Here is a 20805-nt window from a genome sequence, read left to right as displayed (position 1 = left end):
TACCCTAAACAACAACGTTTATTCACGACATAGCGGTAGGTGTTGCAGATCGTAAGCATATTCTCAGTGGCGTTAACTTCCCAAGGTTTAAACGCAATAAGCTCTGTTATTGCTTCCCTGTAAAGTCGTGTTGCTTTGGGATTATTGAATAAGATCCGTTCTTTTTTTGAGGTCTTAGTGATTGCATTCATTTCGTCCACGACCTCACTAATGCTTTTAGCCAATCATCCATCAAATCAACTAAAATTGCCCGTTCTCTGCCTGTTGGATATGCGCTTAACTTCATATTCCAACTATTTGCCGACTCTTCTGTGCCGTGCACCAAAAACCCATTTTGTTGATCATTTTCAGCCAGCTTATCCGTCACCCAACATTCAAACAGTCTGGCAAAGATTTCTGTTGGCTGTGACCAATACATTGACCGTGATTGATCTAAGTGCATGGCGTTATTCATAAAGCCCGTACCGCCTTGTCTTTCTTCGTAATCAAGGTATTTGGTTGACTTAAAAGTAAGATAATTAACCAGCTTGATAAACTTATCTGCAGTCTGGCCATCTTTAAGATGTTTGTATGCTGACTCTTGATGATTCTGTACTGAGTAACGCCCTTTACTGGTGTAAAGAAAGTATTCGCTAAAAAAGTTATTATTGAGTCCGTTTCGTTTTGCCAAAACACAATCAAATCCGTGCGCGAACTCATGGGCTAGTGCTCCAACACCTTGCGTCTTGGTCAAATGAATAAGCATATTACCTGGTTCAAAGTGAGCAGCTGCGCTATCAACGCCTGTGCCACGCGAACCGAATGCTATTCCTAGCTTACCGCCTAAAGATGCGAACGTAACGGGTAGACCTAGAAGTTCGACAAGATCCATTAGTGAGTCATACGTGCAATTCAGAAACCATGCACGTTCCTTTTGATTTACCCAATTGCCGAACTCGACTCCAGAAAATTTGAAATAGTCCATAAGCAACTGGCTATCGATGTTTTCACCCTTTCGATGGTCCTTACCCTCGCGCACTTCAACTCTGTCGTAGCGCGGTCTTTTGGGTGGTTTTGCGCGTCCTTTTTTGGGTTCTATGACTCGTTCATCTAAAATTGGCTGAAAAAATGTTTTTACTTTTTCTAGTGCTGCATTGAATGTGTCGTATTCCGTCCAATCATCTAGTGTTTGAAACCGCTTTGCTGAAATGGATTTAACGGCATACCACTTATGTTGACCAGTCTCAGTGTTTAATAATTTTTTGGCACCATAATTATCCGTATCAAGTACACGATCGTCTGGCCATCCTAAAGGGATTAAGTTTTTTAAGCGTAAACGTGTGTCTGAACTAAATGATAGTGGGTGTTTAACTCTGCGATTGGTATGTCGTCCAGCTGAGTAGCGTTCTAAAATATCTTTTTCACTTCGTCCAGCACCAAACTTAACGGTCATGTACGCATTAAAGTCGTCTGTCAGTTGTTCTAAACGTTCGTAGTGTGAGCTTTCATATTTGTTTTTTAAGAAGTGTAGCGTAGCAATGTAGGCATCATCCCATTGCTTTTGACCTATGCTAAACCAACCGCCCCCTAAAGGCTTGTTGGTTAAGTTTGCATAGACCAAAGAAAATAATAGTGCATGTTTTACAGGTTTATGGCCAGATTGGGCATCAGCTCTAAAATCAGGCTTTTGCCAATATTCCTTTTTAGTCACTAGGCTGTCAGACTTAATTCCATTCATGTTGCCTGAGAAGTCTGGTGATGGGTTGTCTTTACGTGCACCAGCAAACTTTTTACCTACATCCGTAATAGGACCATCTTTTTTTTCATTACTATTTATTTCTTCAGTCATAGCTAAACCACATAATTGTTAGTTGCGTATATCGTCCAAGATTTCTGACAGATCAAACAGATTAATATCTTTGAGTTTTGCTTCAGCATTGATGCACTCAAGTAAATTCATAAAACCAACAAAAATAATGTGTGGTATTGGTCTATTGTTGATATGCACGGGTGTTGACCAAGTGCGTACACGCGTTTCGCATATTTCAAGCCCTTGTTCTTCAAAAAGCTTGATCAATGTCGGGATGTCTTTGTCTAGTTGAGTAAGGGCTAATAACGACCGAAATACATCATTTAAGCTAATAGAGTGGTGACGATGGTTCGGATTGTGCTGTTTTCTATTGTCGCCCTGTTGTTGATTAAAGTAATGATGTTTTTCGCGATCTTGAGATGTTCTGTTTAAATATTTCATTTGGTATTAAGCTCCAAAGAGATAGCTGTAAATCAGGTACAAAATAGAAGTTATTGTTAATCCCGACACCAATAGAGAATTGATCGGGTAATTTTCTAAGTTAAAAGGTTTTCTGTGATAGCTCACTCCCCAATCTGAAACAGATCCTCGCTCTACGGCACTATAAAAGTTAGTTTGTGAGGCGTTTAAACGGTTGTTGTCTACTGATATGAATTCCAGTTTGCACAGCAATTCGTCACTCAGGTAGTTAAAGAAAGTCGTTGGTGTACCATTTGATAGGATGTGTATATAACCGACCTGTTTTTGGGTATAACCCATTCGCTCATACGCTTTTTGAAATTCGTGCGTTAAAGTCGCACTAAACTTATTCCCCTTATTTTTGGCAATCAGTTCAATTGGTGGCTCAGCTCCAGCCTGAATAAGCTTGGTGAATTTAGGACTACCACAACCCCAATTTTGAGAGATCCAAACACCGCGTTTTGTGTCGTGAATCAAACCATCAACAATGACCACGGCTGCATCACCGATGTCGCCGTTTTCTTTTTCTGTAAATTCGGTGTTATCAACGTCTTTTCTGAATTCTTCAGGCATTGGCCTTAAAACTTCTAAAAGATTGGTACTGTCACTTTGTACATGACCAGTAGCCAAAATCATCGACTCAATTTTTTTTAGGGCATGTTCAGGTACTATCAATACTGAATGTACACGCTGGTCATACGCATCAGATTGAATGTCTTGAGCTTCGGTATTCTTTTCAATAGTGCTTAATTCCATATTATTTCTCTGCCTGGGCTTTCTGGTATTCAACTGCAGTCTTCATTGAATATTCGGTATCATCTTCGTGCTCTGTACCAACCATGCTTTGCTGACCTTGGTATATACCTTTAACAGCATTGACGAATGCGTTATGCGCCGTAGCGTTGTAATACGTTAAGTTTCCAGCACTGGTCGAATCATTGAATGTCAAAGTATTAGGAACATGCCAAACTGCTGAATAAGCCTTGCCATCGATAACAACAATAGGTTCAAACTCGACCGCTTCACGGTGCTTGGTTTCATTCCATGGTGTATAGAAAACAGTATTGTTTTTGAGGTTGTAGACCTTGAATACGATCTGGCCAAGATTCCGTATTTTGGCCTCTTTGTTGTATGCCTCTAAAACCTTGTCTTTTTGGAAGTCTGTAATTTCAAGCTCAGGGTTCTTCGTAATCACCAGTGTTTCATCAGTCGTTTTAATCTCAGATGGAACGTAGATTTTTGAACCTTTAGGGAAACGTCCTGATTTCTCCAATGCGGATCTAAACTTGTTATTTGCATCCAAGAAGTTGCCAAACTCACTACTGAAGTAGCTGTAAAAATTTGATGCACTGGTGAACATGCCAAACTGATTCACCCGAACAATTTGCTCAGATACAGTGGATGCTAAACTTGCATATGGTTTGCCCGACACATCAATTTCGCGCCATTTGTAGTTACGTACACCTACTTCTTTGTTGCATGCATCATTAAACATAGATGTAGAAACAATATCGCCGTCCAAGCGCTTCACATAAGCAACCGGGTAACTGCGGATAGGTGCCATACGAACAGCTTTGTTTGAATTGGTGTAAAAGCCAGATGACGAAATGATATTTTGTTCAGATGATTTAATTTGATAACTTCGTAATGTATTTAACTGTCGATCAAAGCTATCAATTTCAGATTCATATAAAACATCACCCTCAACAGATGTCGCGATTGAATAAGGGGCATACATCACATCGCCCTGAACTTTATCCATGATCTGCTCAGCTTCAATACGATATAACGGCTGTGAGAACATGCCATTTGATGCCAAAGCTGGTAGATCTCCCCCTACACCAAAATTACACGCTACTTTGTGGCTGGTGGTAGAAAGGCTTGATTGAGGTAATTTGTAGTTAGATGGATTGTAAGTGGTAACACGTTCATCATATTTGCGAACTTGTTCCTCAACTTTCTTTTCAATGGGATCTATTTGTTCTTCTTGAGATGCAGTATCAGTATTTGAAGGCTTTAACTTATCACAACCAAATAGCAAAACTGACAATATCGCTATGGTAAGGGTTTTCTTATTCACTAATTAATGACCTAACTTAAAACTACTAATACCCCACATTATAATTAAAAATAAGTATTAATGAAGTGGTATTTAATAGTTTAAGGACTTTTAAGCGAAAAACCCAATATCATTAATTAGTTTTAACGAACATTCTTTTAATGCAACTTCATAACCGCCGTTATTATTAAATGTAAAAGCAAATGGTAGCATTTTATCAATCGCAAATATCTTCTCTAATAAGTCGTTGTTTTCTGCAGATGGCTTATCCTTTAAGGCATATTGCATGGAAAACTTAGCATTTATACCCGTGCTTTTATATAAAGCATTTATTTGTTCTTTAAGGCTTTTTTCCACTTCTTGCACAGTATTGAAAATAAAATTCTGATTAACAGTGAATTTATCAGTTTTCAAAGATCCAAAGGTCCACGCCAGACTCTCCGAAACCACATACCCTAGAACAGTCTGCAATTCTTCATCTTCAAATTTGTGATAATGAACGTATGATTTAGTTTTACCGTTAAAATATAAAATAGAAATGGAGAACAACACCTCTTTGTGAGCATATTTAAAAGGTACTTTAACAAGACTATAAAAGTTTAAGAGCTCAACGTTGGAGGCTTTAGACATATTTTTTAAAAAAATTTTAAAGACATTAAAGTGATTATACTAAAAATATCAAAGAAATGTTAAAGGGTTTTAAAATGGATACAGTTGTTCTAAAAAATAGTTTAATTGCTAGTTTAGTTTTTGTATGTGTGTTCCTGGTGTTCCAAAACATCGACCATAGAGTTTCTGAACGTATACAGCTTGAGTCAACCAGTGCAGCATTCGAGTCGCTTGATAAAGACTTTTCTGCGATCAAAAGAAATGTGGATACTGAATTCAATAAGCTCCCGAAGTACGTGAAGCCAAGCAAAGAGCAATCGATCAATGATGCATTGGAATTCATTAAATTCTCGAAACAGACCTTTACTGACACAATGGCCCAAAATGAAGAACTTTTAGCAGAAGTTAAGGGTTTTGAGAAAAAGGCAAATGATGTTTTAGAAAAATAATAGTTATTTTAAAAAGAAAAATGGGAAGCTATAAGCCTCCCATTCTTTTAATGTCGTAAGAAACATTTAAATTTTGTTCTTAAAAGTATTATAGTAAAACTAATAATTTATGCAAATACTTTTAACAGAAATATCTAAAAGGTCTTTAACACTCAACGAATCCGAATAACTTAGACAGTGTGAATAAATTGTTAAAGTAGTCGAGTGTATATGTAAAACATTGGTATACCCATTAGAGATATGCGAATTATTATATATGTAAAACCTAACATACTTTTTAGTCGTATCTTGCGTAAAACTTACCAGATAATCTTTTGTGTTTTCATTTATGTTATCTTCGTATTGCTCTGTTATGCTCAGGATCTCTTTGCTGTTCAGCCAATAACTGCCTGTTTTATCTTGTTTAATCTGTTCCAAAATCAAATTATTTAATGACTGGTACTCTTTCGTTATTGCTTTGGCATATCGTTTTGATGACTGATGTTCTTTCCAGTCAATTTTTGCTTTCTTAAACAGTTTGAAAGCTGTAACCGCGCACAATATAGCTGAGATGGTACATAATATTATTCTACTACTATCACCTATAATGCCAATCATTCCTAAATGCACATCTTTTGAGAATAAACCGTTCAAAGATAGGTATACGCCAAAGATACAAAAACTTAACGCAAAAACCACAACTAAAATTAAAGTTGCTCTAATTAAAAGCTCATTAAAAGTAATTTTTCTTAAACTTTTGGTATAAAGCTTAATCTTATCTTTTTCAGATTTTAACATTTTAGCCAAGAACTTATGTTCTCTTTTTCCTCTGCTAAAAGGTGGTGTTACAGCATCTTTAAAAGTCATGTATAATCTAAAGTATTTTAACGTTCCATTAAATATACACTACACCTGGGCCTATTTAAAATGAAACATTATAGAATTATCGCTATTTTAATACCTTTAATATTTTCAGGTTGTGCAGCAAGCCACTCAGACAAAGAGCTTGTTGACTCTTATTACAATGACCAACAAAAAACAATAGAAAGCGATGTAGATCAACTCGTTAATTCCTACTCCGCTAAAGTCGTTACTCAGTACTACCCTGAACCATACTTCAATCCAACCAAGCCAATACCGCATTATTACGCTTTAAAGCTTGATGAAATGGGTATCCCTTACCCAAAAGAGCTTGTATACGACAATGCCGACTATAATTTTTATAAAGAGCAGGCTAAGTTTAATGCAAACAATAATGACGTAATTGATACAGATCACCACGATCACTAAAACTTTTTTATCGTAGGTGTTTTGTTGAGGGGCGTTTCTTGCCGAAACCTTTCTTAACCCCTTAGTGTATGAGGGTAAAAGATTCATACTATATTTTAGAAAATACACTTGATGGAGATAAAGACCAAAAAATCAAAGTGTTGAGAGTAAGCCAGTATGATACTTTTTATTACCCTCATACATTATCTTCTGAACTATCTTCACTCCTTTTTCGATTGGCTTCTTTGATAACATTTTCAATAAAACAGATAACTAAATTTAAAGCGATTAAAAATAATACGATATAGCCAATAGTTTTTAGAGTTAGTACAAAGTTATTGAATACATAAGTTGATGCTTTTCCTATTCCTATATAAACCACATAACATGCAAATATAACCAATGCTATTGCACTAATTGAAATTATTGCAAGTCCAGTATTTTTTAAAAATGAGCGCAATAAGTATTTATCGAATTTAGAATTATTCATAGCCATATACTATCCTTCATAAAAATTTCATTTTCTAACATTGAACGAAGCGCAACTATTGCTGCACCACCGCCAACAATAATTATGATAAAGCCGAATAAAAAATTGAGATTCATGTTTGCAGCTATGTTTAATTATTTAGATTTAAGCAACTTAATTAGTAGCATTACAATAGTTATTGTACGAGAGTACTTTACTCTCGTACACTTAGAAGATAAGCATCTGGATTCGTTTTTAATTCTTTATCTAACATTATTAGCTTATTCAACATATCTTGGTTTGTCGTCTTGGGAATGATCCAACCGCCAAAACTAATATTGTTTAATTTGATGTTAGGTAGTGGATCTTGTCTATTTTGTTCCAGTAACCAAAGATAGTTTTCACTACAAACAAATAAGACTTTTAATTCCTGATCAATGCGCCGTAAATCACAATATCTGAATAGGTTTACGTTACCTGGTGCTTCAGCATTGATAATTGGTTTTTTTCTTGTTTTTTCACCATGTAACTTAAAGTATTTAACACAACTTTCAATGTCACTTTTTAAATTGATTGGTGCAGTTTCTATTGGTGCCTCTGATAATTGTTCTTCAGCATATTCAAAATAGATCCAACATACATCTTGGTCTTTTAGCTTTTCAAAAAGCCAATCTGGAACGTCATGCAATTTTTGTTTTAGTACAAATGGTTTTCCTACATTCGTAATCTTGACGCTTCTTTTCTTGTACGTGTCCAGCTCCCCTATCTTCTTGACGCCACTTTTATATAAATAACGGTTTTTGAGAACTACTTTACTCTTTTTTACCTCTTTTTCAGGTTTAGGATCAGTACTGGATTTTTCAGGCTCAACATTCAAACAAAAGTAATCTATTCCTTTGGTAAACAATTGAAACTTCCCCTCCTTTTCAATTAAGGCAAAATTCCCTCTGATTTCAGCACCTACTATATCTTTAGATATTAGAAATCGATCATCAACGGTTTGTTCATTTAAGAGCAGTAAAGCCGATTTAAAATCTACTTTGTGTTCTGGTATTACAACATAACCGTGGTCAAACAACTTTTTGCTCACTCGGATAACTGTGTAAATATCCATAACCAGCTCCTTATATTATTTCCTGTAATTTTGGTTGATGTATTCTTGGATCGCTACAATTCTTTTTTCTGAAGTAGGATGCGTTGATAAGAAATCAATTTTAGTGCCCTGTTTTTCTTGGGCTACTACTTTATTCCAAAAGCTGACTGCGCCCTGTGGGTTGTAACCAGCACGAACCATAATATCAACACCTAGAAGATCCGCTTCACTTTCAAGTTTGCGCGAACCAGGTAAGTTAACCCCATAATCGCCTAGTAAACTTGTGCCAGATACAACCATGTCACCAAGACCAGCCGAACTAGCTGCAAGCACACCTAAACCAGTTAAAAGCTTTTTACTTACCTTTTCACGCCCATGATCACGTAAAGCATGTGCAATTTCGTGGCCGATCAGTGCAGCCAATTCATCATCAGTTGCATTAATTTTTGTGATAGAACCAGTCAACACACCGATCTTGCCTCCAGATAGACAAAACGCGTTGATTTCATTATCTCGGATTGTATTAACTTCCCAATTCCAATTTGCTGCGTCAGCTCGATAATGTGGAACTTGTGCGATAAGACGTTTTGCTACTCTATTTACTTGAGCGTTATTCACAATCAATCCACGCTGTTTAGCAGTCGTGATGATGTTGTTGTAAGACTGAGTACTTTGCTGAAGATATTCTTTTTCAGAATACAACATGATTTGTTTGCGTTTAGAACCCATTCCATCAATAGTACTAGATACGCAACCAGTTAAAAGAGATCCGGCAACAGCCAAAACACACAAAGATTTCATCTTAAAATCAAACATTTTGTTTTCCTTTATGTTTAAAAACATTTAACAAGTTAAAACTGCGCTTATTAAGCTTGTTTTTATCTTCCAAATCAGTAATACATTTAAACTCTTTTAAGATGTTTTTGTAATGCTCTTTTTGTTCATTTTCTGACTTATTAAAACCTTTCAAAGCTAACTGTTCAATAGTTTTAGGGCTGAATAATTTCAGAAGAACTATATTTAATATTAAAGTACCAGCCAGTAAGCCCAACGCATAAAGCTGAACAACTGAAGTACTGTATTTAGGTTCCATCGGACCAAGTGAACCAAAGCATATAAAGCTAAATACAGATAAAGTAACTGCAGCTATAAAACTAGATACCGTAACTTTAATCTTGAACTTATATCGTGCAATTAAAGCGACAATTAAAAAACCAAAAAGTATGGTACCAATTGCCGTAGCCATTATGACTAAAAAGAGCCCAGGGTTTGTGTTTGATGGATCTAACATTTCCATAGAATATCCTTAAATAAAACCCTTGCTTTCTAATAGGGTGAAACGATCTTTAAACAGTACAAAGAATGTTTTTTTAACGCTTTCGTACTGGTGTTTGATAATGTCTAAAGCACTATCATATGCACCTAGTTTCACGTAATTAACAAAATTGGCATGATCAAAACCTTTAAGTTTGTGACGTTTAATAAAGCCCTTAAAGTCTTGCTCTTTTTCTTTAAATTGATTCTCAAATTCAAAGAAAAGTTTGCCTAATTTCATGCTGTATAGTTTTAAATTGACAATAAATTCGACTAAAGGTGTTTCATTTCCTCTAATCGTAACCAGCATGTCTTTATCTTTTGTGATTTCGAGCGATGGTAAAAAATTAGAAAAATTAACCAGTAGATCACTTAATAAAACTTGTTTATTAAAGTATGTGACCAAAACAGGTGCGCTATCTGGCACATACGCTTTGATACGTTCAAATTTACTTAAAGCTTCTGGAGAAGCATGACCACTAAGGGCTAATTTCACTAACATATAATTCACTCGACATCTAATTCATTTTTTAAAACCAATTTGTATTTTGGATGTACCCCAAGTCTAAGTTGAAGTAATGTCCACGCTTGCTTTGTTATTAACTTTTCGCCACTTTCAAACTTTGACCACTGTATATTGTTGTACAATCCTGTGTGACTAGACATTTTGGTTTTACTTAAACCACTCCAGACTCTTAGTTGTTTTCCTAAGACTGGTATTGGAACCAACATTAAACCATTGTCCTCTTGTTCCTTTAAAATCTTTAAAGCTGCCTTTTTACCTACTAATTGACCGCCATCTTCACAAATATAAGTAATACGAGCTGTATATTGTTCAGAGTTTAAGCACTCTTCTAACAATGCTAGAACTTCATCCTGAGGATTCGTTAAACCCCCTCCAACCGTATCGCCTGTATCAGTTTTAATCACGAGTTATACCTTTTAAGATAGATATTCTTATAGTATATACGAAAAACATTTAAAAGATTTTTTTAAAAAAACAAAATGTTCATTTTTTGTATTTTAGCTAAAACCACTTATAATATGATTATTGGTATTAACCAAAGTTTAAAACATATTGAAAGGTGTTTAAAATGACTAACTCTAAAACTAACGCTAAAACCAAAGAGAACCGCTTAAACCAAAATGGCAGTTTAAGCAAAACCGACCAACGCAAGCTTAAACCTATTTCTTTTTGCTTATTAGATACAGAACAAGTGACAATGCTGGAGAAAATTGAAAAGTTTCAATATGGCAATTTCTTTAAAAACATTATAGCTTCTATGACTGATGAAGAAGTTGAACAGATCGCGAATAGCAACAAGAAAAGCGATCCAATCATTCCTCAAAAATTACTAGATCTAAACATCACAAAAGGTTTCTTATCTTGTCGTTCAATTGCAAAGGTGCTTTTTAAACACAATAAAGTTGAATCTATGCTGCATGAGCTACGTAACTTTATCTCTGACGAATTCATTTTAAAGTTAGCTGAAGACCGCAACTTAACACTATCTATAAGCGACTCAGAAGTCGATTCTAATACCTCTTCAGGTATGTTTGATGATCGCTATGCGATGGCTGATACTGGCTATAAGAGCCGTACAACACCTGTTTTCAATCAGCAAAATATTGAATCTATAAAATCCATTGTTCGTGAACATGAGAAGCTTCCAAAACATGTCGAATTAGACAATGATTTCATTGAACAGTTTATGAATGACAATCCTGAAGTATTCGCAAAATTATAAAAACACAAACAAAAAAACCATCTAATTTTTAGATGGTTTTTTTATGTCTTAATTATTTCTAGAATCAGCTATAAAGCTTCGCTGGCTCGTCTGCAACTGGTATCACTGGCTGTACTTCTTGCATAAGAATTTTAGTCACTTCATCCAGTGGTGCAATGTTGGAAGGTAAAAACTCTATTGCTTCAGGAAATTGTGATTTAAGGTAAGCATCTATGGCTTTGTGAATAGCTCGGTACCATTCTCGCGATTCGCTCTCTAAATTAAACATGCTTGAAATTGAAGCTTCTAGATCCGCAATATATTTACTTGGTAGTAAAGCTTTACGCTCCATATAAGCTTGATGTGCCATAGCAAGCCAGATAAAGCGATTTAATTCCTTACTACTTCCCTCTACGCTATTATCTTTAAAGTTCAACGTTCTAAATTTGCAAATGTGAAAATGTTGCTCACTAAAATATTTAAAGAAATCTTCATACTCAATTACAGAAATGGATTTTTGTAGCACCAATGGTATATCTAATGCGAGATCCACTTCGACTTTACGTGTACCAATGCCATTTTTAATAACAAATTTCATATTCACCTCAAAATAAATTAAATTGTTTAAAGGTGTCTTTATCATTAAAAGTAACCAGGTGATGCGATTCAATTAACGATTTAAGGTCCTTAGCCTGAGCAACTGGCTGTATTTCAATGCTGGCGATTTGTGCAGCTTCATGAATTAACCCTATGATTTGAGCACGGCTTTCTAAATATGCAGATAGATCGCGAGTTTCTTTGAATGAAGAAATGACAAAGTTAATATTCTTTTCTAAATTCTCACTCAAACTGCTTAGTGTTTGGTTAATTGGTGCATACTTTTCTATATGCTCTAAGACTGTTGCATGATCTAGAAAAAAACTAACTTCCAGCAATAATGAATTGTAAAAATCAATAAAGTTCGTTTCTTTTTCAAAGATGAAAATTTCTTGGCCATCTTCGTCATTAGGTATCTCAATTGAACCTTTTGAGATCTCAAAACTTTCATCCCCCAATAATGTATGCAGAATTCGGCCTAAGTGTTCTGCATGTGGTTTGCTGTTAGTAAAGTTGATTTTCAAGTTTTCATTTGAATCAGCAATACGGACTAAAATATAGTTTGTTGTGTGAAATAATTCATCTGCATTGTCAGTAAAATTTAACATTGAAATCTGATTATCTGTTCCAGCATCAGAATCAAGTTGCTTATCCAAAAATTCATGGTTATCAATAAAAAGCTTAGCTACACCGTTTGTAATAATGCTTTCGTATTCACCAAAGTTTTGTGCAAGGTATTCGCTCATTAAATTTGGCAGAACTTCTAATAAACTTTTTTTAAGATCCGATAATTCAATAGCAGAATTGAATAACGAATCTGGCACAAGGTTCTCTACCTCTTCATCAAGTGCTTCATCGTTTGGTGACAACCCTTTTTGCTGTGCAATTGCATTACGGAAGGAAGCCATAATTGAGATTGTCAAAATTGAAAGTGTTACCGTTTTAACCCATTCACTTTTCACATCGTTAGGCACGTAAAAAGCGCAATTACTAACCCACTGGTGGTTATGATTAAGAATCCGCTTTAAAGGGGTTTTAGTGGCTGGAAAAATTTCAAAGACAGTATTTAAGATTGGGTTTTTACCCAATTTGATGCTTTTATTATTACCGTAAAAATAGATGCTGCGAATATCAGACATAATATACTTTCTTAAACTTAACGTTGGTTACATATTATCACTGATTTAGTTTTAAAAAATATTTTTTAAAACTATTAATTTTATTTTTTTGTGTTTTAATTCTGCCCTTGTTCACTGCTTTTAAAACCCAAAAAAACAGGTAACTTTTGCTTAGGCTACGGTGGGAACTTGGTATTACAGTGTTATTTGGTAGCTAAAAAAATAAACATTGATAAACTATTGATAGTAAAAGAGATAAGGAATAGATAGATTTCTTTGCGTGTAGGGATATACTTTTCATCAAACATTTTGTTTATCGCATACAGAAGTGAAGAAAAACATAAAATGAATATGATGATTTGCAATATATATGATGGAGTATTGAGGGTTTCTGGTAGATATTTAATCTTGTATATCGTTGTATTTAAAAACATTTCAAACACAAAGAATACAACTACAAAGATGTAGCAAATATTGAAAATGGCAACTAAGTTGTATGCCGATTTGAGTACCAGGCCTGTCATCGATTGTTCACTTGAATCAATCTCACCCGTTTTTGGAATTTTAAAAAGCACAACGCATTCCAGTTTTAAGAGTGTATCTATTATACTTTTAGAATACCTTTTATCAACTATAAAACTTTGTTATTAAAATAAAAAAAATGGCCTTTTAAGACCATTTTAAAACACCCTAACCTCCTTTTAAGACTAGCCGTTGTGCTTATCTTTAGAATCACGGTAAGTAGAGATATGGTAGAAGAAAAAGCACGATAAAAGTGAGAAAAGCACCACCCCGAACGTGTTCCAAAATCTGCTATTTGATAGTTCAGAAATACGTTTATTGATTTCTGAGATAACACATGGATTCGCTTTTGCAACTTCAACATTTACATTGCAGACTTCAGCATATTGGAATAGGAATGTTTTATGGCCAATATCATACATTTCTTGGATCTGGTTAATATTGGTCGTATTCAGAAGAACCATAACAAGAGAGATCAGTGCTACAAATATAGAGATAACAAGAAAGCACTTCACAATGATTTCACGAGCCACATCATCAACACCACTTAAATATCTGTCGAGCAATATATTTAGCTTAGTTCGTCCATCAAGGATAATGTTATAGTCATGTTTTACTTCATTATTTCCTGTATGGTTTTGATTTGTTGGTTCAACAGGAATGTCAGATAATTCGGCTGGTAAAGTGACTGCAATTACATCTTTTTGTTCTTCAGGTGCTAAACCTTTATTGCTGCTGTTTGATACAAAATCTTTTAATAAGGGTACTGGCTCACTTTTAAGGTGTTCTGTTTTTACAACCTCGTGAGCCGACTCATTTGCATCGAATAAGATCTTGTCTGTTCTTTCTGGATGCTTGAGATGTATATATTGATAAATAAAATAATTGATCTTTTGCTGTAAGACCGGGCTTTTATCAACTTCTTCACTTTCCACATCTGCACCAAAAGTCTCAGTTATAGATGATTTTAATTCTTGTACTTCGGATTGATTCAGCAATTGATATAGTTCATATATTGTTTTAGAACTGATCATGATAAAACCCACATTAATATTCATTAAACTGTTAGTAGTATATAGAATGTGGTTTTAAAATAAATAGGTATGTTTTAAGAATAAAAAAAACCGCCTTTTAAGGACGGTTTTAAAAAGGGGTTTAATTAGTATAAACAGTTGCCGTTTGCACCAATAGAGCGTCCATTCTGGCTTAAATACCGTTGTACGGTGTTAGCAACATCTCTTGGGAGTTGATTATTCACTTTTTGTATAACATCGACTTTGTATTTATTCTGACAACTCACAATACCAGCCAACATGTTATTGATCAGTGATGTATTGTCTTTACCATCCAATTTACGTGTTTCTTCGTTTATCACTATGAATTGAACAATATTTAGATAGTTATTCGTGAGGTTGTCACCACTTTTTGATGACTTGTTTAGATTCTCAATGGTCGAATTCAAGTTATTCATTCGTGCTTCAAGGCCAGAATCACCAGTGACATTTGCATTATTGTTTTGGTAACGCGTAGCTGTGGTGTTCCGATTAGAATTATATTGTCTTTGCTGTATCGGCTGTTGCTGAACCTGAACTGGTGCTTGCTGTTGAATTTGACCAGGTGCTTGCTGTTGTTGAGCTGGCACTTGCTGAGTTGAATCTTCATTTGAAGTTGCTTTTTTATACCAATCACTAAAATCGGCATTTGCACTACTACTCAATATAGTAGCCGTAAAAATTGCACATAAATAAAGTTTATTATTCATTGTCTGAACTCTCTTTACCGTTGTAGTTCGCTGGACTAATAGCTTTTAAACTGAACTCATTTGCAAGTTTCCACAACCGCATAAATGTCTTTTGCTTTTCTTGTACCCAATAGTCCTTATCTTTTTTTAGAAGATTCTTTAATACATCTGAGTTCAAGTGGAAATTATCATCAAAAAAATGTTCAAACAGGAGTTCTGTTAAATAGTTTTGAGTTAACGTTTTTTTATTTTCATTACCCGTACCAAAGAATATTTGGCAAAGCTTTGTGCTTTCACACACGAGATCTATGTATTTTTTCTCGTCTGCATTTCGCTGGTGGCGCAAATGAGGATGTGTAATAAAAATAGAATTACGTATGAAAGCATAATCAATAATTACAGTAGCTTCCGTTTTCTTTGAAATGTACTCAGCGTTTGTAAGAATTTCACAAGTGGTAACATCAACTTTGTCGCGAATATTAATGAATTCGCTTGAGAAAGTAGATGCACTTTTGTTTTCGATCTCAACTTTCTTATCACGATTTCTCAGATAAAGTAAATTATCTGCTTGCTTCATATCGTTTAGGAATCTTTCAAAGAAGTGATTACTTTTATATAGATCTTCTAGAGCTCGCGTAACATAAGACGCAACCAAATTAAGATTTTTAGCTAAATATGATGGTCCATTCTTAGTTGTATAAGCAGCTAAACGATCCTTAACAAGTTCTATTACTTTTTCAGGTTCACCATTATTCAATCGAATTGCTGAAGTGAAGAGCGCATTACTGATTTTAAGCTCATTGCCCTGTTCATCCTGAACCTTTGCACACATTTCATTTAATGTATTAAGCGCTTTACGATAGTTGGACTTCAACTGAATCTGAAAACGATAATTGCAAAAATTGTCACGATCTGGTGTACGCTTATTGCATGGTTCATACTTAACAGAAATAAATAATTCAATAGATGGATTGTTATTCAGTCTTTCTAATGAAACAAGAAGTCGTTTACGGTAAAAATCACTTGCTTTGTATTTAAATTCTACTGAAAACTCGGTTAATGCTTTGAAGTCAATGTAAGGAATAACCACTTCGCCACGAAACTCATTGATCTTCATCAAGTTATACATATAAAGATCAAAACGGTCCTTAAATCCAAGAACCGTTAAAGTGTCGAGAACTGTGTAGCGCCCCTTTTTATCAAAATCTAATTCAGATAGATTGGCAATCAACGTTTCTTCAAGCTGATAGCAAATAAACGCATTGTTATCTAATTCAAAATAGCCCGTACTGGCAAACATTCTTTTATGAGTTACGCTGTCTACGTCATTTCTTGAAAATGGTTCGCTGTCTATTTGGCGTAAAGAGCTCATTGGTAGCATCACTTTACCAACACTATTTAGCGTATTCCATGCCAAAGATTTGATACGGCCATTGCTAAGGTAATTAGCTTTATTTTTGAATAAAAGAATTTGACGGATGTATTCAAAATTCAGAACAAAGTTGTTCGCTAGTTGTAATGCTTCAATTTGGGATAATTCAGGTTTTTCAGCGATAACGCGCTGCAGCTGATGTGCATACTTATTTTTGGCATTCACCAACATTAAGTAAAAAATGAATTGATCAACAACTGGAATATCTAGATAACATTCGACTATGAAATTACTGATTTTGTTGCCGTAACCCAAGAGATCCATGGTTTTTGTTTCGGCATTAATAATTGAGTCTTTCATTGACTGCGATAGTCCAAAAATTTCATCTTCTGAAATTCCTTTACTTATGCAGACTTGTGAAGAATCTTGCATAACTGCTCCACTTTAGACAACGTACAACGTACATTGCCTGAGATTGAATTAAAAAATAAAAATAAAAATATATTTGCAACCCAACTAACGTTGTAGTCTTTTCGCTTTAAAGCTGTGTATATACTAACTAAATTTTAGACAATAAAAAAGCCTCGTCAGAGGCTTAATTACGCAATTAACATTATTTGTTGACCGATCTGCGGTAACTCTAGTTTAGAAGTAGTGAACCTGTATGGTAGCTTCTCATATATGCTTTTAAAACTAAGAGAATTTCTAAAAAAATCAAAGCTTTTAGTGAGTTTAAAAGTAATATCGCCACTTGATAAGATTTGAATTTCGTCAATCATAGGTGCTGCAGCTTGCTTCGCATCTGTATCAATCATAAATGATAAATCACAAGCTTCACGCATGATCTGGTTGATAGTTTTCTTATTAAAATCTAGACCTGTAACGTGGTTAACTTTTTCAGCTGATACAACGTATCTACCGTCTTCTGCAGAATAAAATGCATTTAAATTATCAACTAGAATAAGCAATTCGGCAGATAAAACACCTTTTAGCAAAATATCAGACGAGCCAGAGCTAAACACATTGAAGTCAATGAGTATTTTTTGATGTCTAAGACTAAATGATTGATATTGCATATCTCGAATTCCCATAGGCATTCTGAGTAGACATTATAGCATCAATTCGTTAATTAGACTACGATTAAAAGCATTTTTAACAGTAATTTCTTAATAAATAAGACTATGAAAAACAGTGCCTTATATGAGTAATATTCACAATTACAATGTAAGTTAACCAATGTAATACTTGATCAAATAAATATGTGCTCAAGATAGGCACCCAGCGAAACTTTTTTATAAATGGTTTGTAAACTTTCTTCCGTCCTAATGACGTAAGTTATTGTTTTATAGTGGTGCCAAAATACGAGCGAAAGTTTTTTATAAATGGGTTGTAAACTTTCTTCCGTCCTAATGATGTAAGTTGTTGATTTATATTGCTGGCAAATTTCGAGCGAAAGTTTTTTATAAATGGGTGTAAACTTTCTTCCGTCCTAATGACGTAAGTTGCTGATTTATAGTGGTGCCAAAATACGAGCGAAAGTTTTTTATAAATGGGTTGTAAACTTTCTTCCGTCCTAATAGCGTAAGTTATTGATTTTACTTTTTTGTCCAGATCCAATAGCTCAACTATCATAGATAGTATGTTTAGTATGTTTTAAGGTTAGGTTATAACTTTTTGGCTGTACCTAACTTCCAGCGAAAGTTTTTTATAAATGGGTTGTAAACTTTCTTCCGTCCTAATGACGTAAGTTATTGATTTATAGTTGTGTCAAAATACGAGCGAAAGTTTTTTATAAGTGGATGTAAACTTTCTTCCGTCCTAATGGCGTAACTCATTGATTTTCTGTTATAGTCTGAACTCAGCGAAAGTTTTTTATAAATGGGTTGTAAACTTTCTTCCGTCCTAATGGCGTAAGTTATTGATTTGTCGTAAAACAAGCTAAATAGCGATCGTTGGGTCATATATAAGGGCTATTCCTCATAAAATCTGAAAGTCTTTATTATCAAGGCTCTCAAGAAATTGGAGAAGTTATCCGCAACGTTTTGAATTTAATTTGCGCTCAAATGAATTTAATTTGCGCTGGAAGTATTTTTTATTCTATTTAATTTTATTATAAACAGCGACTTACAACACTTGCTAGTTTGCAAATTTCCAATATTGCAAAAAGCTAAAAAATGAACAATATTTTACTCATATTTTTAAATTCATTCTAATATACAAGAACTTAATTTGTGGATAGAATTTAATAGGAAAGTGGATAAAAACATCAAAAACCAACTAAAAACGCCTTATTTTCTAAAAATTCAAATTCAATTTGCGCTCAAATGAATTTGATTTTCGCTCGTACCATTTGTGTTTTTCCGTACTAATCCTGTAATATCATGAAAAATAAGCATAAAAAATGTCCCTAATTAACTTCCCTTAATTAGAAAGATAATAAACAAAAAATTTCTTTTTAAAAATTTACTCTTAAACTTTTTAATATATTTTTTAATTTTTTATTTGCCTCCTTAGTATATACCAATGAGGTTTTGTAGTATTTTATAAATAGCTTGAGTCAATGACCAGCAATCAAAAATATAAAGCGTGGAATTTAAGAAATGAGTAAAAGTGATAATACGATTAAACGTATCGTCATGACTGTAGATCAATTTTACAAACATGATGAACAAGACGAGCTGTATGCATACGGCTTTGATATGTCTACCAATGAACCAGTTCGCATACGAATGAGTTCATCTGAAGAATTCACGAAGATCATTAATAAACTCAACAAGCATCATACTGAGAATGTTTCAGTAGATGAAGTCCACGCAAAATTTGATTCTGGACGTAACCAACGTACTTCATTAGACACACATAATCGCGGTGCTAACCGTGGTCGAATTATCTGTTTTGACAAATGTGTTGACTCACCCTACGAATCTCTTGACGGTTATAAAACTTATGTTGCTCAGTGGTGCAACGTAATGAGTAACAACCCGAATTCACAATTAATCAAAGCAGTCACTTCTATCAATGTGCATCAACAAAAAAACGGCGATTTCTTTGTTAAAGCTCAAATCATTGAAGATGCAGCACATATGCAAGTGCCCAATGTAAAAATTAATTCTCCAGCACTTCATAACGCTATTATTAAAAATAATTTACAGCTTCTTGTTAAATCTTTATCGAATAGTACTGACAACCAACCTGAGCGCATTCCATTTTCAAAAATTGTTGTGCGCTATGAGTCTGGTTCTGTATTAACTACAATCCCATTGATTCCAACCTATGACAGTGCTGATCGTGAAAGTGTTAAGCAATTCGCTAAGCCAGATCCGTTGATGCAACGTGGCGGTATTGATAAAACTAAAAAGTCTTATCGGGTTGCTAAAGATCCGATTGAAAGTATCAAAGATATTTTGAACGGCAATGACTTTCACACCGCAACTTTTGATCCAAATTTTGTACCATCCAACCAGTATGAAAAAGACCAGTTCGATAAACAGGCTCAGAACGTTTATGTTATGGACCAGGCCCGTATTGCCCTGTTTGCATTACTTGGCGATCGACAAATTAAAGTGTTCTACAATGAAGATGTAGACAAAGAAAAAAATCAAAATTTAAAACGTCTTTACGCTGGCTTGGTGAGTCAAAAATTACTGCCTGAGGTTTATCATGGCCAACAACTACAACTAGGTGCGCTTTACAAAGACACGTTCTTAAAGAAATTTTTCAACAATAAAACGCCTCACGCTGGTTTTCGCAAGGTAGATCCAGAAATAGATTTACGTACTGGTGAGGGTGTTCGTGGTGTTGGTGCACCTCCCCTAGTGAATCAATTTACCGATGACTACGGCAATCCAAAACCGCACGACTTAAATCCTCAATTTTTAAGTCAAGTTGATCGTCAGACCATGAATAAATTGACGCATGCAAAACAGCAATTTGCTGAAGCGTTTATTGTTATTCAACCACACCAACGGAACTCGAATAATTGTTTTGTCTCGTTTATCGAGCCTGTTGAACTTACTCAAACCCGTATGAATGCGTTGAACTTTTCAGAAATTACGGTAGAGCATGTACAGCAACATAAAGCTTCAATCGATAGTCCGTTATCTAAGAACTTCAACCACGATCTTTTACCTGATCCACAAGAGTTAATGATGAAAGTCAGACAGCCAGAAATGGATGTTAAGAAAAGCCAAGAAAAGGCTGCGACTTCTGATGTCTATAACGACATGACTTTTTAATCAA

22 protein-coding genes are annotated in these 20805 nt (G+C 34.6%); 4 read left to right on the top strand and 18 right to left on the bottom strand.

What is annotated here, in order from left to right:
- Positions 1 to 187: 187 nt before the first annotated feature.
- From AC13CK_RS08515 to AC13CK_RS08495, 5 genes are all read right to left on the bottom strand, one after another.
- The gene (locus AC13CK_RS08515) at positions 188 to 1828 is read right to left on the bottom strand and encodes an LPD1 domain-containing protein (RefSeq protein WP_005005743.1); all 1641 of its coding nucleotides are present in this window, start codon (positions 1826 to 1828) and stop codon (positions 188 to 190) included.
- Positions 1829 to 1846: 18 nt separating this feature from the next.
- A complete protein-coding gene (locus AC13CK_RS08510) occupies positions 1847 to 2230 on the bottom strand; it encodes a hypothetical protein (RefSeq protein ID WP_005005744.1) in 384 nt (127 codons plus the stop codon).
- Between the two features lie 6 nt (positions 2231 to 2236).
- Positions 2237 to 3004, bottom strand: coding sequence for a hypothetical protein (locus AC13CK_RS08505; protein ID WP_482831091.1), 768 nt, complete (start codon positions 3002 to 3004; stop codon positions 2237 to 2239).
- 1 nt (position 3005) lies between these two features.
- Positions 3006 to 4328 (bottom strand): hypothetical protein, encoded by a 1323-nt coding sequence (locus AC13CK_RS08500; RefSeq protein WP_482831090.1) that lies wholly within the window; start codon positions 4326 to 4328, stop codon positions 3006 to 3008.
- A 90-nt stretch (positions 4329 to 4418) separates the two neighbouring features.
- Positions 4419 to 4937 carry a hypothetical protein gene (locus AC13CK_RS08495; RefSeq protein WP_005005747.1) on the bottom strand — a complete coding sequence of 173 codons (519 nt, stop codon included), beginning with the start codon at positions 4935 to 4937 and terminating at the stop codon, positions 4419 to 4421.
- Positions 4938 to 5011: 74 nt separating this feature from the next.
- Here AC13CK_RS08495 and AC13CK_RS08490 point away from each other — a divergent pair, with 74 nt between their 5' ends.
- Positions 5012 to 5365, top strand: a complete 354-nt coding sequence (locus AC13CK_RS08490; protein ID WP_005005748.1) for a hypothetical protein — start codon at positions 5012 to 5014, stop codon at positions 5363 to 5365.
- 99 nt (positions 5366 to 5464) lie between these two features.
- Here the strand turns inward: AC13CK_RS08490 and AC13CK_RS08485 are convergent, their stop codons facing one another.
- Complete coding sequence (locus AC13CK_RS08485) at positions 5465 to 6211, bottom strand: hypothetical protein (RefSeq protein ID WP_005005749.1); 747 nt, start codon at positions 6209 to 6211, stop codon at positions 5465 to 5467.
- A gap of 60 nt (positions 6212 to 6271) precedes the next feature.
- On the opposite strand from AC13CK_RS08485, the gene AC13CK_RS08480 reads away from it, so the two are divergent.
- Positions 6272 to 6634, top strand: a complete 363-nt coding sequence (locus AC13CK_RS08480; protein ID WP_005005750.1) for a hypothetical protein — start codon at positions 6272 to 6274, stop codon at positions 6632 to 6634.
- A gap of 175 nt (positions 6635 to 6809) precedes the next feature.
- Here AC13CK_RS08480 and AC13CK_RS08475 read toward each other — a convergent pair whose 3' ends face one another.
- The 6 genes from AC13CK_RS08475 to AC13CK_RS08450 form a co-directional block, all read right to left on the bottom strand.
- Complete coding sequence (locus AC13CK_RS08475; RefSeq protein ID WP_482831089.1) at positions 6810 to 7109, bottom strand: hypothetical protein; 300 nt, start codon at positions 7107 to 7109, stop codon at positions 6810 to 6812.
- 187 nt (positions 7110 to 7296) lie between these two features.
- On the bottom strand, positions 7297 to 8196 hold the full coding sequence (locus tag AC13CK_RS08470; protein ID WP_005005753.1) for a hypothetical protein: 900 nt from the start codon (positions 8194 to 8196) through the stop codon (positions 7297 to 7299).
- Positions 8197 to 8211: 15 nt separating this feature from the next.
- Positions 8212 to 8991 carry a M48 family metallopeptidase gene (locus tag AC13CK_RS08465; RefSeq protein ID WP_005005756.1) on the bottom strand — a complete coding sequence of 260 codons (780 nt, stop codon included), beginning with the start codon at positions 8989 to 8991 and terminating at the stop codon, positions 8212 to 8214.
- Positions 8984 to 9472, bottom strand: coding sequence for a hypothetical protein (locus AC13CK_RS08460; RefSeq protein ID WP_068523909.1), 489 nt, complete (start codon positions 9470 to 9472; stop codon positions 8984 to 8986). Before AC13CK_RS08460 ends, AC13CK_RS08465 begins: the two co-directional genes overlap by 8 nt.
- 9 nt (positions 9473 to 9481) lie before the next feature.
- Positions 9482 to 9991, bottom strand: coding sequence for a hypothetical protein (locus tag AC13CK_RS08455; RefSeq protein ID WP_005005759.1), 510 nt, complete (start codon positions 9989 to 9991; stop codon positions 9482 to 9484).
- A 5-nt stretch (positions 9992 to 9996) separates the two neighbouring features.
- Positions 9997 to 10419, bottom strand: a complete 423-nt coding sequence (locus tag AC13CK_RS08450) for a hypothetical protein (protein WP_005005760.1) — start codon at positions 10417 to 10419, stop codon at positions 9997 to 9999.
- A gap of 164 nt (positions 10420 to 10583) precedes the next feature.
- Between AC13CK_RS08450 and AC13CK_RS08445 the strand changes: the two genes are divergently transcribed.
- Complete coding sequence (locus AC13CK_RS08445) at positions 10584 to 11237, top strand: hypothetical protein (RefSeq protein ID WP_005005764.1); 654 nt, start codon at positions 10584 to 10586, stop codon at positions 11235 to 11237.
- A 64-nt stretch (positions 11238 to 11301) separates the two neighbouring features.
- Here AC13CK_RS08445 and AC13CK_RS08440 read toward each other — a convergent pair whose 3' ends face one another.
- The 6 genes from AC13CK_RS08440 to AC13CK_RS08415 form a co-directional block, all read right to left on the bottom strand.
- Positions 11302 to 11814, bottom strand: coding sequence for a hypothetical protein (locus AC13CK_RS08440; protein ID WP_005005767.1), 513 nt, complete (start codon positions 11812 to 11814; stop codon positions 11302 to 11304).
- A gap of 7 nt (positions 11815 to 11821) precedes the next feature.
- Entirely contained in the window at positions 11822 to 12952 is a 1131-nt protein-coding gene (locus AC13CK_RS08435; RefSeq protein ID WP_005005771.1) for a hypothetical protein, read from the bottom strand.
- A 686-nt stretch (positions 12953 to 13638) separates the two neighbouring features.
- Positions 13639 to 14487, bottom strand: a complete 849-nt coding sequence (locus AC13CK_RS08430) for a hypothetical protein (RefSeq protein ID WP_482831088.1) — start codon at positions 14485 to 14487, stop codon at positions 13639 to 13641.
- A gap of 125 nt (positions 14488 to 14612) precedes the next feature.
- Positions 14613 to 15215, bottom strand: a complete 603-nt coding sequence (locus AC13CK_RS08425; RefSeq protein ID WP_005005776.1) for a hypothetical protein — start codon at positions 15213 to 15215, stop codon at positions 14613 to 14615.
- Positions 15208 to 16998 carry a hypothetical protein gene (locus AC13CK_RS08420; protein ID WP_482831087.1) on the bottom strand — a complete coding sequence of 597 codons (1791 nt, stop codon included), beginning with the start codon at positions 16996 to 16998 and terminating at the stop codon, positions 15208 to 15210. Before AC13CK_RS08420 ends, AC13CK_RS08425 begins: the two co-directional genes overlap by 8 nt.
- 167 nt (positions 16999 to 17165) lie before the next feature.
- A complete protein-coding gene (locus AC13CK_RS08415; protein ID WP_005005780.1) occupies positions 17166 to 17642 on the bottom strand; it encodes a hypothetical protein in 477 nt (158 codons plus the stop codon).
- A 1524-nt stretch (positions 17643 to 19166) separates the two neighbouring features.
- Between AC13CK_RS08415 and AC13CK_RS08410 the strand changes: the two genes are divergently transcribed.
- Positions 19167 to 20801, top strand: a complete 1635-nt coding sequence (locus tag AC13CK_RS08410; protein ID WP_068524132.1) for a hypothetical protein — start codon at positions 19167 to 19169, stop codon at positions 20799 to 20801.
- Positions 20802 to 20805 lie beyond the last annotated feature (4 nt).

The organism is Acinetobacter sp. L-24, assembly GCF_056857555.1.
Note: the sequence above shows the minus strand (reverse complement) of the source record. Positions and strands in the feature narration are given on the sequence as shown.

Coding starts and splice junctions, on each gene's coding strand:
- AC13CK_RS08475 (WP_482831089.1), bottom strand. CDS start 7,109: ATGGCTATGAATAATTCTAAATTCGATAAATACTTATTGCGCTCATTT.
- AC13CK_RS08490 (WP_005005748.1), top strand. CDS start 5,012: ATGGATACAGTTGTTCTAAAAAATAGTTTAATTGCTAGTTTAGTTTTT.
- AC13CK_RS08415 (WP_005005780.1), bottom strand. CDS start 17,642: ATGCAATATCAATCATTTAGTCTTAGACATCAAAAAATACTCATTGAC.
- AC13CK_RS08465 (WP_005005756.1), bottom strand. CDS start 8,991: ATGTTTGATTTTAAGATGAAATCTTTGTGTGTTTTGGCTGTTGCCGGA.
- AC13CK_RS08420 (WP_482831087.1), bottom strand. CDS start 16,998: ATGCAAGATTCTTCACAAGTCTGCATAAGTAAAGGAATTTCAGAAGAT.
- AC13CK_RS08495 (WP_005005747.1), bottom strand. CDS start 4,937: ATGTCTAAAGCCTCCAACGTTGAGCTCTTAAACTTTTATAGTCTTGTT.
- AC13CK_RS08435 (WP_005005771.1), bottom strand. CDS start 12,952: ATGTCTGATATTCGCAGCATCTATTTTTACGGTAATAATAAAAGCATC.
- AC13CK_RS08455 (WP_005005759.1), bottom strand. CDS start 9,991: ATGTTAGTGAAATTAGCCCTTAGTGGTCATGCTTCTCCAGAAGCTTTA.
- AC13CK_RS08480 (WP_005005750.1), top strand. CDS start 6,272: ATGAAACATTATAGAATTATCGCTATTTTAATACCTTTAATATTTTCA.
- AC13CK_RS08460 (WP_068523909.1), bottom strand. CDS start 9,472: ATGGAAATGTTAGATCCATCAAACACAAACCCTGGGCTCTTTTTAGTC.
- AC13CK_RS08440 (WP_005005767.1), bottom strand. CDS start 11,814: ATGAAATTTGTTATTAAAAATGGCATTGGTACACGTAAAGTCGAAGTG.
- AC13CK_RS08430 (WP_482831088.1), bottom strand. CDS start 14,487: ATGATCAGTTCTAAAACAATATATGAACTATATCAATTGCTGAATCAA.
- AC13CK_RS08505 (WP_482831091.1), bottom strand. CDS start 3,004: ATGGAATTAAGCACTATTGAAAAGAATACCGAAGCTCAAGACATTCAA.
- AC13CK_RS08425 (WP_005005776.1), bottom strand. CDS start 15,215: ATGAATAATAAACTTTATTTATGTGCAATTTTTACGGCTACTATATTG.
- AC13CK_RS08470 (WP_005005753.1), bottom strand. CDS start 8,196: ATGGATATTTACACAGTTATCCGAGTGAGCAAAAAGTTGTTTGACCAC.
- AC13CK_RS08485 (WP_005005749.1), bottom strand. CDS start 6,211: ATGACTTTTAAAGATGCTGTAACACCACCTTTTAGCAGAGGAAAAAGA.
- AC13CK_RS08515 (WP_005005743.1), bottom strand. CDS start 1,828: ATGACTGAAGAAATAAATAGTAATGAAAAAAAAGATGGTCCTATTACG.
- AC13CK_RS08445 (WP_005005764.1), top strand. CDS start 10,584: ATGACTAACTCTAAAACTAACGCTAAAACCAAAGAGAACCGCTTAAAC.
- AC13CK_RS08410 (WP_068524132.1), top strand. CDS start 19,167: ATGAGTAAAAGTGATAATACGATTAAACGTATCGTCATGACTGTAGAT.
- AC13CK_RS08510 (WP_005005744.1), bottom strand. CDS start 2,230: ATGAAATATTTAAACAGAACATCTCAAGATCGCGAAAAACATCATTAC.